14 protein-coding genes and 1 tRNA gene are annotated in these 15,948 nt (G+C 58.9%); 6 read left to right on the forward strand and 9 right to left on the reverse strand.

Annotation, left to right across the window (positions count from 1 at the left end; genetic code table 11):
* Window positions 1–30: 30 nt before the first annotated feature.
* From WDN46_16310 to WDN46_16320, 3 genes are all read right to left on the reverse strand, one after another.
* Window positions 31–1,440 (reverse strand): cytochrome c peroxidase, encoded by a 1,410-nt coding sequence (locus tag WDN46_16310; protein MEJ0094925.1) that lies wholly within the window; start codon window positions 1,438–1,440, stop codon window positions 31–33.
* Window positions 1,437–2,237, reverse strand: a complete 801-nt coding sequence (locus WDN46_16315) for an EfeM/EfeO family lipoprotein (protein MEJ0094926.1) — start codon at window positions 2,235–2,237, stop codon at window positions 1,437–1,439. The genes WDN46_16310 and WDN46_16315 overlap by 4 nt, the downstream gene beginning before the upstream one ends.
* 441 nt (window positions 2,238–2,678) lie before the next feature.
* Window positions 2,679–4,280: an arylsulfatase gene (locus tag WDN46_16320; protein MEJ0094927.1), complete on the reverse strand. Its 1,602-nt coding sequence runs from the start codon at window positions 4,278–4,280 to the stop codon at window positions 2,679–2,681.
* A 398-nt stretch (window positions 4,281–4,678) separates the two neighbouring features.
* Between WDN46_16320 and WDN46_16325 the strand changes: the two genes are divergently transcribed.
* Entirely contained in the window at window positions 4,679–4,891 is a 213-nt protein-coding gene (locus WDN46_16325; GenBank protein ID MEJ0094928.1) for a hypothetical protein, read from the forward strand.
* A 32-nt stretch (window positions 4,892–4,923) separates the two neighbouring features.
* On the opposite strand, the gene WDN46_16330 is transcribed toward WDN46_16325, so the two are convergent.
* Window positions 4,924–4,999: transfer RNA gene (locus WDN46_16330), tRNA-Ile, on the reverse strand.
* A gap of 214 nt (window positions 5,000–5,213) precedes the next feature.
* On the opposite strand from WDN46_16330, the gene WDN46_16335 reads away from it, so the two are divergent.
* Entirely contained in the window at window positions 5,214–7,091 is a 1,878-nt protein-coding gene (locus WDN46_16335) for an ABC transporter ATP-binding protein (protein ID MEJ0094929.1), read from the forward strand.
* 8 nt (window positions 7,092–7,099) lie between these two features.
* Here WDN46_16335 and WDN46_16340 read toward each other — a convergent pair whose 3' ends face one another.
* Together WDN46_16340 and WDN46_16345 are read right to left on the reverse strand one after the other, a co-directional pair.
* Window positions 7,100–7,702: an ActR/PrrA/RegA family redox response regulator transcription factor gene (locus tag WDN46_16340; protein MEJ0094930.1), complete on the reverse strand. Its 603-nt coding sequence runs from the start codon at window positions 7,700–7,702 to the stop codon at window positions 7,100–7,102.
* A 244-nt stretch (window positions 7,703–7,946) separates the two neighbouring features.
* Window positions 7,947–9,290: an ActS/PrrB/RegB family redox-sensitive histidine kinase gene (locus WDN46_16345; GenBank protein ID MEJ0094931.1), complete on the reverse strand. Its 1,344-nt coding sequence runs from the start codon at window positions 9,288–9,290 to the stop codon at window positions 7,947–7,949.
* Window positions 9,291–9,707: 417 nt separating this feature from the next.
* Here WDN46_16345 and phaZ point away from each other — a divergent pair, with 417 nt between their 5' ends.
* Both phaZ and WDN46_16355 read left to right on the forward strand, forming a co-directional pair.
* Window positions 9,708–10,979, forward strand: coding sequence for a polyhydroxyalkanoate depolymerase (phaZ, locus tag WDN46_16350; protein MEJ0094932.1), 1,272 nt, complete (start codon window positions 9,708–9,710; stop codon window positions 10,977–10,979).
* 62 nt (window positions 10,980–11,041) lie between these two features.
* Complete coding sequence (locus WDN46_16355) at window positions 11,042–11,830, forward strand: SprT family zinc-dependent metalloprotease (protein MEJ0094933.1); 789 nt, start codon at window positions 11,042–11,044, stop codon at window positions 11,828–11,830.
* Window positions 11,831–11,898: 68 nt separating this feature from the next.
* Here WDN46_16355 and secB read toward each other — a convergent pair whose 3' ends face one another.
* Window positions 11,899–12,399, reverse strand: coding sequence for a protein-export chaperone SecB (secB, locus tag WDN46_16360; protein ID MEJ0094934.1), 501 nt, complete (start codon window positions 12,397–12,399; stop codon window positions 11,899–11,901).
* 196 nt (window positions 12,400–12,595) lie between these two features.
* On the opposite strand from secB, the gene WDN46_16365 reads away from it, so the two are divergent.
* The gene (locus WDN46_16365) at window positions 12,596–13,216 is read left to right on the forward strand and encodes a thiamine phosphate synthase (protein MEJ0094935.1); all 621 of its coding nucleotides are present in this window, start codon (window positions 12,596–12,598) and stop codon (window positions 13,214–13,216) included.
* Window positions 13,200–14,174 carry a tetratricopeptide repeat protein gene (locus WDN46_16370; protein MEJ0094936.1) on the forward strand — a complete coding sequence of 325 codons (975 nt, stop codon included), beginning with the start codon at window positions 13,200–13,202 and terminating at the stop codon, window positions 14,172–14,174. Before WDN46_16365 ends, WDN46_16370 begins: the two co-directional genes overlap by 17 nt.
* Window positions 14,175–14,179: 5 nt before the next feature.
* Here WDN46_16370 and WDN46_16375 read toward each other — a convergent pair whose 3' ends face one another.
* Both WDN46_16375 and WDN46_16380 read right to left on the reverse strand, forming a co-directional pair.
* Window positions 14,180–14,809: an RNA pseudouridine synthase gene (locus WDN46_16375; GenBank protein ID MEJ0094937.1), complete on the reverse strand. Its 630-nt coding sequence runs from the start codon at window positions 14,807–14,809 to the stop codon at window positions 14,180–14,182.
* Window positions 14,810–14,883: 74 nt separating this feature from the next.
* Window positions 14,884–15,870: a magnesium transporter CorA family protein gene (locus WDN46_16380; GenBank protein ID MEJ0094938.1), complete on the reverse strand. Its 987-nt coding sequence runs from the start codon at window positions 15,868–15,870 to the stop codon at window positions 14,884–14,886.
* Window positions 15,871–15,948 lie beyond the last annotated feature (78 nt).

The raw sequence follows: 15,948 nt of genomic DNA on the forward strand, positions 1-15,948 counted from the left end.
CCACGACGCGCTGCGCCGCGATAGGATAGATCATTGCAAGGCGCGCTTCGCAGTTTGGACGGTCTGCTGCAAAGCCCCGTAATGCGCATCATGGACCGCCGGATTAAACAACGACCACTGTTCGGCTCTTATCATCAACGTCGGAACGGCCGCCGAGATAAGGTAGCGATAATTTTTGTAATCGGCCGCAGCGTCGTCAAACCGGCCTTCGGCTGCGGCGACGTCGATGCGCCGCAAGGTCAGCACCAGTTCCTTGAGCGCGACGCGCGCAAGGCTGCGCTCTTGCCGGCCGCCGGAAACGCTCGTGTCCTTGCGCTCCGGAAATGCCTCGGTCATCTCACGCAGTTCGGCGCTGATGGTTTCCACGGCAAGCCCAATGACCTCCCGATCATGGGCGGGAATCGCGGTGGCGAGGACAGTGCCGAAATCGGTCACTTCCTTGACGTTCGCGACGGCGCCCTCTCGTTCATATGGCTGAGCGCCATCGCCAATCGCGGTGAGATAAGCGACCAGATCCTGCCGATTCTGAGCCGAGAGTCCGAGATCAAAAAATCTATCGAAATGTCCCACCACCTGGTCGAGCGTGTCGAAGCGGCCGTCATGGAAGTATGGAGCGTTGAAGTCCGCGTTCATGAGCGTCGGCGTCTTGACCAAGCTGCCGGACCCAATGTCATGCTGCTGATGATCGACAAAGGCTCCTGTCGGCACATGGCATGCGGCGCAACTCAGGGTCGGATCGTGCGGAAAGGGTTTGGAAAACAGCATCTCGCCGCGGCGTTCAGCGTCATTGCTTCGCTGCGGCACAAGACGGCCTCCGGCGTCAAGGCTGGGGTTCGGCAGAAAGCGAATGTCATCGACATAGGCGACCAAGGCGTCGAGGATCACCGGCGACGGCTCCGGACCGGAGAACTCATTGACGATGACGTTGCGGATGAAGTCGCGCAGCGAGGCCATGCGGCCGTCGTGGCCATACGGAGCCAAATAGCGCGCGCCGCGCAAACTCGGCGTCCTAACAGGATCGAGAACGCCATTATCGGCCTTGGCGTTGAATAAAGCGCTGGTCGTGTCGAAGTTGCCATGTCGCGTCGAGAGACCTGGAACATAAAGCTTCGGATTCGAAGCGCCATTGACGTGGCAAGTGTTGCAGCTGATCCCGGCGCGACGCGCCACTCCGCCAAGAATGGTCGGCGCGTTGAAGGCCAAATCTCCCAGATTGACGAGGTAGGATTTGCCGCCGCCGATTGACTCCGACTCGAAAACTTCGCGCGGCCGGTCGAGCGCGTCCTCATTCAGCTCGCTTCCAACCGGGAGCGCGGTCTGATCGCCATCCACCGGAAATGCTCGCCCAGTCGAAATCTCGAGCCCAAACAGAAGCAACAAGGAGACCGCCACCGCAGCTACCCGCGCGCGCCCGCTCGCAAAGGCGAATCTCGTCATCATTGTGTGGGATCCTCTAGCACCGGTTTTCTCAGGCCTATCTTCGGCGCCGCGCCGCTGAGGGTGACGACGAACTCCTCGCTCGCTTTGCGAAGCTCGTCCGGATCAATGGCCTTAAGGCTCGGCCCTTCGAGCAGCGCATTCAGCGAGTCGATTTCGGCCTGCGTCTTCGCTGCAAGAGTCGGATCGCTGGCGACGAGCGCCGCCGCAAATATGGTCTTATAGGCCTGTTCAATGCCGGCGACATTGTTACGCATGTCATCCAGCGACGTGCCGCTGAAGCGCGATTCGCCGCCGTCCGCTTTGCTCTGGCCGACTTCATAGGCGAGTCGCGCCACGCCATTCAAGAGATCCTGCGCCGGCAAAGGCATCTTGCGAAGCTTCGCATCAAGCTCCGCGAGATCGGCGATCAAAGCATCGGTTTCCGTCATGACATCGGTCCGCTTCGCGCCGAACAGCTTTGCCTCGATTGCATGAAAGCCAGCGGTGGATTCCGGCCAAGTGTCGATTTTTTCGTCGAGCTCCGGCGCAAGACCGCTCGTAAACACTTCCGAGCGCTCCCAACCGCCCCGGGCTGATATCCAGGCCTTTTTCGCGCACTCGATGTCGCCGGCGACAATGCATTCGCGCAACTGCCGGGCGCCCGCAAAGGCCCGGTCGATATCCTCGATGAGATAATTCCGATAGCGCCCCACGGCCTCATCGAGCGCCGCCGCATAGGTTTGTCCGAGCCGGGCATCCATCATAAACAAGCCGAGAAGGGCCAAGGTCCCGACCAAGCGCGAGCATCTAATGTTCACGGGCGCGCTGACGCAGGCTCTGTCGAGAGAACGACGAATCATAGGGCGACTTCTTGCTGCATCTCAGGCTGTCTCCGCCGTTGAGGTCGAGTGAATTTCCGGCATAAAGAGAGCCAATTCGTCTGCCTGGCAACCGTTTAAAAGGCGCTGGCGCACTTTCAGGTTTCCATCGAAACCGAGCGCGGCAACGTCGAGCGATGAGCGCATCTACAGCTTTATCTTTACGTTTATGTGACGGCCGTAATCAGGCTCTGACGCAGTTTTGGAATTCTGGTTGTAGCCGCCGGACGTAGCGACGGCGATGCAACCCACCGAAGCGTCGACAGAATCGGCGTGACGGGCGTGGAGCGATAACGGCGACGATAGTTCGATGTGGACAGATAGAGATGCGTCGCGCGGGCGGACGAATCTTCGAACCGCCCACGCATGATTGGCAACAGATCAGTCGCCGCTCGGACTTGCCAGAGATCGCTGCATTTGCTCGACAATCTGGTCAACCGAGAAACTGGCGGCGCGTTGGCGCGGCGGAAACTCCTTGAAGGTGGCGAGGAATTTAGCGACCTCCGTCTGCGCCGCGAAGATCAAGTAAGGCTGCGAGAGGAACCAATCGTAATATGTATTCGACGTGATGTCCGCGCGCTCATAGGGATCGGCTCGGAGGTCGAAAAGTTTTGGCACCCGCAACGTTGTGAACGGCTCGGCCCATACCCTCAACGTGCCGGGCGCACGCTGCTCCTCGAAGACGATCTTCCAATTCTCGTAGCGCATCGCGACCAGATCGCTATCATCATTAAAATAGAAGAATTCATTGCGTGCGCTTTTCGGCTGCTGGCCGGTGAGATAGGGAAGCTGGTTGTAGCCGTCGAGATGATTCTTGAAAGTCTGACCGTTTACGGTCCAGCCTTTCAGCAGCCGTTCCTTGACGTCGGTATCCCCGACAGCGGCGAGCAGCGTCGGAAACCAATCGAGACCCGAGACGATGCCATTGGCGACGGACGCCGGCTTGATGTGATCTGGCCATCGGATCATGCATGGCACACGGTAGGCGCCTTCCCAATTGGTGTTTTTCTCGCTGCGGAAAGGCGTCGTCGCGGCATCCGGCCACGAATTTGCGTGCGGACCGTTGTCGGTGGTGTAGATGACGATGGTGTCATTGGAGATCCCGAGATCGTCCAGCGCCTTCAGCAGCTGACCGACATTCCCATCATGTTCGATCATGCCATCGGCGTATTCGGTGAGCGAGGTCAGCCCGGCCGGACTGCGGTGCTCTTCGCGGACGTGGGTTCGGAAGTGCATGCGGGTCGTATTCATCCAGACAAAGAACGGCTTTTGCGTCTTGGTCTGCCTTTGCATGAAATCGATCGCCGCGCCGGTCGTTTCGTCGTCGATGGTCTCCATTCGTTTCTTGGTCAAGGGACCGGTATCTTCGATCTTGCCGTCGGCGGTGGATCTGAGCACCCCGCGCGGTCCGAACTTCTTGCGGAACTCAGGGTCGGCCGGATAAGTCCTCTGCTCGGGTTCCTCCTCGGCGTTCAGATGGTAGAGATTGCCGAAAAACTCATCGAAGCCATGCGCGGTCGGCATATATTCATCGCGGTCGCCGAGATGGTTCTTGCCGAATTGGCCGGTGGCGTAGCCGAGCGGCTTCAGCGCTTGCGCGATGGTGATGTCTTCCTTTTGCAGCCCGACCGTTGCGCCCGGCACGCCGACTTTGCTGAGGCCGGTGCGCAGCGTCGCCTGGCCAGTGATGAAGGTTGACCGGCCCGCCGTGCAACTCTGCTCAGCATAATAATCTGTGAAGATCATGCCGCCTTTGGCGATGCTGTCGATGTTGGGCGTTCTGTAGCCCATCAGGCCGAATGTGTACGCGCTGATGTTCGATTGCCCGACGTCGTCGCCGAAGATCACTAGGATATTCGGCTTCTTGGCTGGCGCTGGCTGCTGTTGCGGCGCATTTGGCGTTGGCTGCTGAGCCAGCGCAGGAATTACGGCTCCTGCGAGGCCGATTCCGGCTATGACAATCAAAGCCAGTAGCTTTCTCATTAGCATCGCGCCCTCCTCCATTTATTGGCCTGATCTATCGCCGGCGGTTGCTCCGCTTACGGTCGAGGCTCTCTAAATCGATTTGTTTTGCGTCGCTTCTTAAAGCCCTCTGCTGAATCAAGCGGAAGCAGGCCTAATACGGAATGACGTAGTTGAGAATGGCCTGCATTCGCAGCATGACTTGGCGAATGATGCGGCTCGCTTTGACATACTGGGTAAAGATCGCAGCTTCGCTGGTGCTGCTGGCAGGCGGCGAGCGAGATCGCGATCGCCAAGCGTCAGCCGCACCACGAATGATGCGCGCCCGCAGGGCTGCCATCGCACTGATGCGGCGGTTGTCCTGATGTTTAGGCCGATGCGAGAGTTCAATAATAGCTGAAAAGGATTGGATTCGCGCAATGGGCAGAAAATTTGCCTATAAATTGCTAAGGCCGGAGCATTTGACAAATAAAGACTATATAGCTCGCGACATTTTCTCAGACATCGCGATCAGCCTGGCTGTCGCGGGTTCGAGCCGGGTTGAACTCCACGGGCGCTTGACGAAGCGGCTGACAAGATTGGGAGGAAATGAGCAATTAGTGGGGCAATTAGTGGGGATTGATTTTAGTTAGTTTCAAGATATCAGTTAACTATTTGATTTTATTGGTGGGCCGGGCAGGACTCGAACCTGCAACCAGACCGTTATGAGCGGCCGGCTCTAACCATTGAGCTACCGGCCCCGGCGGTCTCAATGAGACCGTAGCTTGAGACCAATCTGGCCGGGGAAGCGGAATTACACCTTTTTCGCGCCGCGAAGCAATGGCTTATGGAGGCCGGATCAAACAAAAGGGATAAGACTTTCCGCGCCTTTTATGACGTCCTCCCTCGTGTGGGCTCTTCTTTGAGCCTTGCCGGAAAATTGCCGAACGCGTTCGGCCTCTGCTGGGAAAACTCATGTTCCGTCGTTTCGAGCGCATTCTGAAGCCGACTTCCCCTCCCCCGGACGCGCCGCCGCCGCAGCGGCTCCTAGCTTTCTACTGGCATTACGCCAAGCAGGCGCGCGGCTACCTCGCTGCCCTGTTCGTGATCGGCTTTGCCGTCGCCATGCTGGATATCTCGGTTTCTTTCTTCATCGGCCGGGTGATGACCCTCGTCAGCCAAGGCGACGCGAAGGAAATTCTGCGCAACAATTGGCAGCAATTCGCCGGCATGGGCATCGTGCTCGTCCTGTTGCGCCCGCTCGCTTTTCTCGCGCAAAACTTGGTGAGCAATCAAATCCTGACGCCGGGCCTGACCAATCTTGTCCGCTGGCAGAGCCATTGGCACGTCGTGCGGCAAAGCTGGAGTTTCTTCCAGAACGATTTCGCCGGACGCATCGCGGGGCGGATCATTCAAACCGGCGCTTCGCTGCGCGAATCAGTAATCGCGGTGACGAATTCGGTTTGGTATGTACTCGTGTTCGGGATCAGCGCGATCATCCTGCTGGGGGCCATCGATTTGAAAATGGCGATCCCGCCGGTCATCTGGTTCGCCTGTTTCATCACGCTTTTGCGAGTAATCGTGCCGCGCATGCGCGACCGCTCGCGCGCGAGTTCTGAAGCCCGCTCGGCGCTGACCGGCCGCATCGTCGACAGTTATAGCAATATTCTGACGGTGAAGCTTTTCGCCCGCGCCCGCGACGAGGATAATTTCGTGCGCGAGTCGCTCGACGAGCATACCGCCGCCTTTCACCATCAGCAAAGGCTCATGACCTTGTTCGGGCTGCTGCTGTCCTTGTTGAATGGCTCGCTCCTCGCGGGCTCTGGCGCGATCGCCATTCTGCTCTGGAGCAATGGCGTCGTTGCGGTCGGCATGGTGGCGATGGCCTTGCAACTCGCCTGGCAGCTCAATAGCCTTTCATGGTCCGTGGCGCAAAATGTGACCGCGATTTTCGAGGCGGTCGGGACTGTGCAGGACGGCATGCGCTCGATTGCGGTTCCACAGCAGATGCCCGACGCGGAGAACGCCCGCGAATTGCAGATCAGCAAAGGCGAGATCGCATTCGAGCGTGTGTCGTTCAGTTACGGATCAAACCGCCCGGTGTTGAACAATCTGAACCTCGTCATTCGCGGCGGCGAGCGGGTTGGTCTCGTCGGCCGCTCGGGATCCGGCAAATCGACGCTGGTCAATTTACTGCTGCATTTCTACGAGATCGGATCAGGCGCCATCTGCATCGATGGCCAGGACATCGCCGGCCTGACGCAGGAGAGTTTGCGCGCCCAAATCGCTATGGTGACGCAAGATACGTCATTGCTGCATCGCTCGATCCGCGACAACATCCGTTATGGCCGTCCCGGGGCCACCGAAAAAGAAATACGCGAGGCGGCGGCGGCGGCGCACGCGCTGGAGTTCATCGAGCGCCTCGAAGATAATTACGGACGGCGCGGCTTCGACTCTCTAGTCGGCGAACGCGGCGTCAAACTCTCAGGCGGCCAGCGCCAGCGCATCGCGATCGCGCGCGTAATTCTGAAAAACGCGCCAATCCTGGTTCTTGACGAGGCGACCTCGGCGCTCGATTCCGAGAGCGAGGCCGCGATTCAGGAGCAGCTCAGCCAATTGATGGAAGGACGCACAGTCGTCGCCATCGCGCACAGGCTCTCAACCATCGCGCAAATGGACCGGTTGATCGTGCTGGAGCGCGGCGAAGTGATTGAGGAAGGGACTCACGCCGCTCTGCTTGCGGCGGGCGGCGCCTATTCGAGGTCATGGGACCGGCAATCAGGCGGGTTCGACATCGAGGTCCCGCCGCGGCAAATAACAGCGCACGCCAAACATGCCGCCATGACGCCTTGAAGAAACCTCTAGCGCGGCGCGCGTTTCGCCAGAATGCGCTGGAGTGTGCGACGATGCATGTTGAGGCGGCGCGCCGTTTCGGAGACGTTGCGGCCGCACAGCTCGTAGACCCTCTGGATATGCTCCCAGCGCACGCGGTCGGCCGACATCGGATTTTCCGGCAGTTCGGCCTTGTCATGCTGAGTGGCCAGCAAGGCATGATAGATTTCATCGGCGTCGGCAGGCTTGGCCAGATAATCGAAAGCGCCGAACTTCACCGCGGTGACCGCGGTGACGATGTTGCCATAACCGGTCAGAATAATGCCGCGCGCGTCTGGCCGCTTCGCCTTCAATTCGACGATCACGTCAAGGCCATTGCCGTCGCCAAGCCGCATGTCGATCACCGCGAAGGCTGGCGCGTTCTGCGCGATCGCAGCGAGCCCCTCCGCCACCGACTCCGCGCTGGTCACGTTAAATCCGCGGGTCTCCATGCTTCGGGTCAGGCGCGTCAGAAAAGGCTTGTCGTCATCGACAATCAGAAGCGACCGGTCCGGACCGATCGCGCTGGGATCGCCGCCCGCGTCTTCGCTTGGGGTTTCGCTCCTAATGGCTTCTGGTTGTTCATTTTTCATCGTCATCTATCTCGCTTGGCGCAATCTTAGCGAATTCAGGACGATTCGCGCTGACAAAATACGCTAAAGCGACGAGCACCTTAGCGCCATTCCAAAGGGATTTCCAACTTGCGCGAGAATTCATTCCCCGGAAAGAAAAAATCGCGCGCCAGCCTACATCTAGAGCATGATCGCTCTGATGGAGTTAATCATCTTTCTATCTAGGTCAGGTACATGAGCCTGAAAAGTCTTCGGGTTTTCCCGATCATGCGCCAAAGCCCTCTGCTGTAGTGAGGGTCGCCGCCTTCGCGCCACGCTCGAAAGCGCTTCTGTGCCATGAGATCGTGACGATGGCCCCGCTTTTTGGAGCGGCGACGTTTTTCGTGGCAACGGTTGCGCCCGAGCGTTCGAGCAAAGTTTTAGCGATGAACAAACCGAGCCCCAGTCCCGCGCCTTCCTCGGACTTAGCGCGCCGATCGGTTTTGGTCGTAACATAAGGCGCGCCGATGCGGCCGATAATCTCGGGTGAAAATCCGGGGCCGTCATCCTCGATGATGACCGTAACCGCGGCCGCGTCCCAGCGGGCAATGATGCGAACTTCGGAACCCGCGAAATCGATGGCGTTTTCGATGAGATTGCCGAGTCCATACAAAATGCCGGGGTTGCGGCGACATACGGGTTCGCGGCCCTCGCCTTTCTGGGCGATGGTGATGAAAACGCCGAAATCCCGCTGCGGACCAACGACTTCCTCGAGCACGAGGTTCAAAGTCATCTCGTCGAGGATATCGCCGGAATCGCTGCTGAGGGAGGTGAGCTTACCGAGAATATTGCGGCAGCGGGCGACTTCCTGGACCAGCAAGGCGAGGTCCTCCTCAAATGGCCCCGCAGGCTGCAACTGCTTTTCGAGGTCTCTGACGACGAGGGTGATGGTCGCGAGCGGCGTGCCTAGTTCATGCGCCGCCGCCGCGGCGAGACCATCCAATTGGGTCAAATGCTGTTCGCGAGCCAGCACAAGCTCGGTCGCGGCTAGGGCGTCGCCAAGCTTGCGCGCCTCTCCTGCGACGAGGGACGCATAGATTGCGATGAAGGTCGCGCTGATGACGTGGGCGGCCCACAAGCCGGCGTCATAGATGAAAGGCAGTCGGAAGGTCTCGCCGGGGAACCAGGGCAGCGGATGATGCTTGATCGTCAAGATTGATACGGCGGCGATCATGAGGAGCGTCAAAAACCCGGTAATCCAACCCGAGAGCGAGACGGCGGAAATCATGATCGGCGCAAGGAAAAGCATCGAAAACGGATTTTCGATGCCGCCGGTCAGATAAAGCAATGCAGTCAGTTGGAGAATGTCATAGGCAAGGATTGCCGCAGCCGGCAGATCCTCCAGCCGATCGACGCGGCCAAAACGCATCCGCAAGCCGATGTTCAAGCCGGCTGAAACGGCGATGACGGAAAGGCAAAGGCCAACTGGAAGCGAAAATTGCAAGCCAAAATGGATTACGCCAACCGCTACCGCCTGCCCGGAGAGGGCCAGCCAACGCAATTTGATGAGCGTGTCGACGTTCAGGCGTCGCGAATGACGGCCAAGGTCAATGTCTAAAAAATCAGCCATGGTTTCGTTTTACGCTCGCGCGCCGCTCGTGCAAGCGACGTCGTCATGCGCTGTTTCTTTCCGTCCCTTTTAAGAATGGCCCCGCGAATGGCTCATTCAGGCCTTATGTCCGCCTCGCCATGGTGTCATTCCAAATGAGATCAGTTTGCCAATGAGCTCAATTTGGCTGCAGGCCCTGCTTTTCGCAGCGATATCTGCCGGGCGCAAGCGTAGGCGTAGCCCAAATGATTCCCGATGTTTTTTGGTCACAGAATAATCAAAAAAATGGGGACTTTTTCAACAATTGACGCATTTACACGCACACTCTGTTCACCAAATGTTATTCATATGCAAACGAGATAGATAGACAGCGTCTGATGTTTTGAAGGGTGTTGAACTTTCTCATTTGGGCCGGATTGCCGGGGAAAAGAGTTAAAAATGCCCCCGTTTACGTATGAACTACATGAGATTTCCCATTACGCCCTCGCGCCAGCCCGGGCCGTTTCCGACCTTGCCCAACTATGGCTGCGGAGCCCGGCCAATCTGCTCTCTTACACGCACGTCGGCAAAAACATCATGGCCTCGGCCGAGCTTTTTGAGCGATTGACCAGGCGTTACGTTAAACCGGCCTTTGGATTGACCAGAACGACTATCGCCGGCAAGCCGACAGCCGTCGTCGAGCAGGTGATTTGGGAGCGGCCTTTTTGCAAGCTGCTCCACTTTAAGCGCGAATTCGCCTTCACTGATGCGCCGCAGCCAAAGCTCTTGATCACTGCGCCGATGTCCGGCCATTACGCAACGCTTTTGCGCGGCACAGTTGAAGCCTTCTTGCCCTTCTATGATGTCTATATCACCGATTGGGTCGACGCCCGGACGATGCCGCCGTCGGCCGGACGGTTCGATTTCGACGATTACGTCGATTACCTGATCGCGATCTGCGGCCGTCTAAGCAAACAATGCGATGGCATCCCGCTGCACGCGCTCGGCGTCTGCCAGCCGGCCGTGCCGTTGATCGCCGCCGTCGCCCGGATGGAAGCGGAAGACAGCCCGCACGTTCCTGCTTCGATGACCTTAATGGGCGGTCCGATCGACACGAGGCGCAGCCCGACCAAAGTGAATTTGCTGGCGCAGGAGCGCGGCAGCTACTGGTTCAAGCGCAATTGCATCAGCACCGTGCCGCTTGGCTATCGTGGGGCGGGCCGCGAAGTTTATCCCGGCTTTTTGCAGCTCGCCGGCTTTATGGCGATGAACTTTGACCGGCACGTCACCGCCCATCTTGATCTGTTCAACCAGCTTGTCGAAGGCGACGGCGATTCGGCGGAGAAACATCGCGAATTTTATGATGAGTATTTGTCGGTAATGGATCTGACGGCCGAGTTCTACCTGCAGACCGTCGATGAGGTTTTCGTCAAACATACGCTGCCGAAGGGCGAAATGACGCATCGCGGCGTCAAGGTCGACCTCGGCGCCATCCGCCGGGTCTCCTTATTGACGATCGAAGGCGAGAACGACGATATTTCGGGGGCTGGCCAGACCTTGGCCGCCCATGATCTTTGCTACAATCTGCCCGCATCGATGAAGGCTGACTATCTACAGGAAAAGGTCGGTCATTTTGGCGTATTCAACGGCTCGCGTTTCCGCAAACACATCGCGCCGCGCATTCGTGAGTTTCACTCCGCGCAAACCTTAAGTTCGGTGGATAGCATTTGAAAAGGCCTGTGACTGAGACGTCGCGGGTGGCGACTCGCACAGCCTGCCGCTAATCTGCCCGGATGTTGCGCCTGTTCCAAAGAGATGCGCCTCGCCCTTCGGAGGCCGCCTTTATCGAGGTCTCCCATGCGGGCGAGACCTACTGCATTCATTTGCGGCGCACCGCCGCGGCGCGCCGCTTCACATTAAGAGTCCGGACAGCAGCGCGCGATGTCGTCTTGACCATCCCGGCTAGAGGCAGCCTCAGCGAGGCAAAATCATTCGCCGCTCGGCATGCCGCCTGGATTGGCGCGAAACTGCGCCGAGTGCCTGAGGCTATGCGTTTCGAGCCCGGAGAAAGCGTGCCCCTTAGAGGCGTTCCGCATAGAATCGCGCATCGTCCTGGGCTCCGCGGCATTGTCTCGGTTGAAATGCCGCTGCGAGCTGAAGGAGCGGAGCCTTTGCTTTGGGTCAGCGGCGATCCCGCCTTTGCGCACCGGAGAGTGCAGGATTTTCTAATGCGAGAGGCAAAGCGCGACATTGAGGCCGCCGTCGCGCGCCATGCCGCCCGGCTCGGCGTCAAGATTCGCAAAATCACTCTGCGGGACACGACAAGCCGCTGGGGCTCGTGCTCAGCTTCAGGCGCGCTGAATTTTTCCTGGCGCCTCATCATGGCGCCGCATTTCGTGCTGGATTACCTCGCCGCGCATGAGGTTTCCCATCTGGAGCATATGAACCATTCCGACGCTTTCTGGAGCGTCGTCGGGCGATTATCCCCTGATGTCGCGGACGCCGAGGCATGGCTCAAGGCGCATGGCTCAGGCTTGCTCCGCTTTGGCAGGGGCAAAATCGGCGCGTCTGCAGACGTATGAGACGCTTCGATTTAGAGCCCTCATGATATTAAGTCCGCAAACTTTTGGCTGGATCCTAAGATCGCGCTTTAGGCGTTGGCGACAGGCGGAGTTGCGGCAGTGGCTGCGACTTCGTCGAGGCGCTTGCGATACAGCGCGGCGAAATCGATCGGATCTATGTAGAGCGGCGGGAAGCCGCCTCCGCGCACCGCATCAGCGATGATCTGACGCGCGAATGGAAATAGCAGACGCGGACATTCGATCATGACGACCGGATGCATGTCATTTGGCGGAATATTGCGCATCCGGAAGAGACCCGCGTAGTCGAGCTCGAATTTGAACAAGACTTCGCTTTCCGACTGAGCCGAACCCTCGAGTAAAATATTGACCTCGAAGTCGGCTTCGGCGACCTGACGCGCGTTAACATTCACCTGGATCGAAATATTGGGGGGATTTTGCTGCGGTCCGAGAGAACTCGGCGCGTTAGGATTCTCGAACGAGAAATCCTTGGTATATTGCACCATCGCATTAATCGCAGGGGCCGCGTCGAGGGCGGCAGCCCCGTTACCATTACCGTTACCATTAGCCATCGTAAAATCTCCCGCGGCTGCCGGTAGCACGGAAGGCTTTCGGGGACAAGCTGACCAAAGCCTCGGCGCCACGCCGCCTCATTGCAGCGGCAATTTTTTTGAGCCGCTCAAAGCATTTTCCCTTGCCGCGGAAAATCGTCTAACTAGGGGCCACATGAAGGCGCAACCAGAGTTTGTCCGCGCAATGTCCATCGATATGCCACGCCTGTTTCTGATCACGCCCCCCGTCTCCGATGTGGCGGCCTTTACGCCGATTCTCGACGCCGCGCTCGGCGCTTGCGAGATCGCTTGCGTCCTGTTGCGGACCGACGCGCGGGACGACGGCGACAGAAAAAAGATTATCCGGGCTCTGGCGCCTTTGGCGCAGCAGCGCGGCGTCGCCTTGCTCGTCTCTGATGGCCCTCAGCTGGCGATCCGCAGCGACGCCGATGGCTGCCATGTCGAGTCCACCGGAGAACCGCTGAAAGAAGCCTTGGACGCCTTGCGGCCTGGCCGCATTGTCGGCGTTGGAGGATTGACCACCCGCGACGCAGCCATGATTGCCGGCGAAGCCGGCGTCGATTATCTGATGTTCGGCGGCCCTCAGAGCGATGACCCGCACGACGCCGTGGTCGAGCGCGTCGCGTGGTGGGCGGAGATCTTCAACCTTCCCTGCGTTGGCTATGCGCATCAATTGGCTGGCGTCGGCGATCTGGTCGAGGCGGGCGCCGACTTTATTGCGCTTGGCGACGCTGTTTTCGAGGATCCGCGCGGCGCCCCCGCCGCGTTGGCGGATGTTGTCTCGCTGCTGGCGCTGAAACGTGAATCGGCGCTTTAGTCTGGCCTCGCCCCGCGCGTTCGGCGCGCTCTGCGCCGGCATCGCTTTTTTGCTCCACCCCGTTGGGGCTCTTCAAGCTCAACCGCAAGAGCCAGCGAAAGCGGCCGCTCCGACCGCCGACAACGCTCCAGACCTCGCTTTCGGAGCCTACCAGCGCGGGCTTTACGCCACAGCCTTAAGCGAGGCGATGAAGCGAATCGACGCCAATCCCAGCGATGGCCCAGCCATGACCCTCATGGGGGAGCTATATTCGCAGGGTCTTGACGTGCGCCGCGATCCCACTGAGGCCGCGCGCTGGTATAAGTTGGCCAGCGATAACGGCGAGAGGCAGGCGACATTCGCCTTGGCGATGGCGAAACTGAAAGGCGATGGCGTGCCGGAGGATCGCGCCGGCGCAACCGCGCTTTTTGAAAAGGCCGCGGCGCAAGGTCATCCCGGAGCGCTCTATAACCTCGGCGTCCTGGCGATCGCAAATAATGGGATTGTTTCCAACTTCGCCAAGGCGGCGAAAGACTTCGAGCAAGCCGCCAATCTCGGCGATTCCGACGGCGCCTATGCTTTAGGGCTGCTCTATCGCAATGGCAGCGGCGTCGAGAAAAGCGATGAGCGCGCTGCGGAATGGATCGGCCTCGCGGCGAAGGAAAATAATGTGGCCGCCGAAGTCGAATACGCCATTATGCTCTTCAATGGAATTGGCGTCCCGAAGGATGAAACTGCGGCGGCCAAGCTCTTTCTCAAGGCTGCGGCGCGGGACAATCCCGTCGCCCAGAACCGCGTCGCGCGTCTCCTCGCTGCGGGACGCGGCCTGCCGCAAGACAAAGTCGAAGCGATGAAATGGCATCTCTTGGCGCGCACCGCCGGCATCAAGGACCCCTGGCTCGACGGCGAGCTCAACAAGCTGTCGCCGAAAGAGAAGGCTGAGGTCCAGGCCGCTTTGCACAATTATGTTGGGAATTAAAAGAGCTATCTTTCGGCGGATAATCCACACTCCGCCAACGCCGCGCGCATGTGCTCCGGCTCCGGAGCCTCGACGCTGACCGGATCCTTGTTCTTATACAGCGGGATTGTGATCGACCGCGCATGCAGCTGCAGTCCCATGGCGCCGCCACCGCCATAGATCGGATCGCCGAGGATCGGCCAGCCTTGCGCGGCGCAATGCACGCGCAATTGATGCGTGCGTCCGGTCAATGGGGTCAGCGCCAGAAATGCGTGGCCTGCCGCCCGCGCCATGACGCGCCACTTCGTTTGCGCAGGTTGTCCCGAAGGATCGATCTTCATCCACCAGCCGCGGGTCTCGTCGAGGCGCCCGAGCGGCAAATCGATCAAACCTTCGTCCTCCTCCGGCTGACCCTCGACGATCGCCCAGTAGATCTTGCTGATCTTGCCTTGTTTGAATAAAAGGCCGAGCTTTTCCAGCGCCTTGTGATGACGCCCAAGCACTAGGCAGCCGGAGGTGTCGCGATCGAGCCGATGCGCCAATGCGGGGTTGCGCGGCAGGCCAAACCGCAGATGGTGGAAGGCGGCCTCCAAATTCTCGCCGCCCTTTGGCCCCCGGTGAACCGCGATTCCCGCCGGCTTGTCGACAACCAGCATCAGCCCATCGCGATAGAGCAACCGGGCGTTCAACTCGGCCTCGGTGATCGCAGTCTGAGCCGGTTCGAGCAGGCTCACCACCAGCCCCGCCGTTTGAACCAGATGACCGGAATGATCGCGCTCAGGAAAATGAGAGCAAGCCCATAGGCATAGCCATAGTGCCATTCCAATTCCGGCATGTTCTTGAAATTCATGCCGTACATGCTGGCGACGAGGGTCGGCGGAATGCCGATCACAGAGACGACGGTCAGAATCCTGAAAATATTATTCTGCTCAATGTTGGTCAGACCTAGGGTCGCGTCGAGCAGAAACTGAATTTTATCGGTTTGACGCGTTTCATATTCATTGAGGGAGCTGATGTCGCTGCCAAGGCTTTTGAGTTTTTTGCGCGCTTCGGGGGACAGATAGTCGACTGCCTCGCTCGTAACGAAAGGTAGCATCCGTCCCGTGCCGAGGATCACGTCGCTGATTTTTGAAGCCAAGTCGCCGTTGCGGCCGATCAGGCTCAACACGCGGCGTAAATCCTTATTATCCTGGCGCGGGCCGCGCGGTCTCGCGCCGCCATTGACGTCAAATATCATCTGGGACAGGCGATCGAGATCGGCGTTAATTTTTTCCAGCTCGTCGGCGGCGTGATCGATAATGACTTCGAGCAAGCCGATAAAAGCGCCAGGACCGTCCGCGACTCGGTGATTTTCAACAACATCGGCGTAGTGGAGGTCCTCGCACGCTTTGATCGGCTTGTAGCGCACCGTCAAAACATAACTCTTGCACAAGATAAAACCTAAAGGCGACATCTCAGCCAATCCGCTTGGCGGGCGGTAGATCATCGGCATGCTCATGAACAGATGATCTTTATCGCGATATAGCCGGCTCGATGTCTCAATTTCAGACAGCCGCTCCAAACTCGGAAAGGCTATTCCCAATATGCGTTCCAGAAAGGCGATCTCTTGCTCGTCCGCCAGAAACGCGTCGATCCAGTTCACCTCGACGGGAAGCGCAGTTGCGTCAAGACCGACGGCGATGTCCCCTTTGGCGTTCGTCGAGTGAAAGCGGAGCATGGGACCTCGCGATGGACGGGGAGAGATTTTGATCTAGCCGGAGTCATACGAAAGGACGCGACACGCGCAGTCAGCCAA

This window comes from Methylocella sp., from assembly GCA_037200525.1.
Classification (GTDB): Bacteria; Pseudomonadota; Alphaproteobacteria; order Rhizobiales; family Beijerinckiaceae; genus Methylocapsa.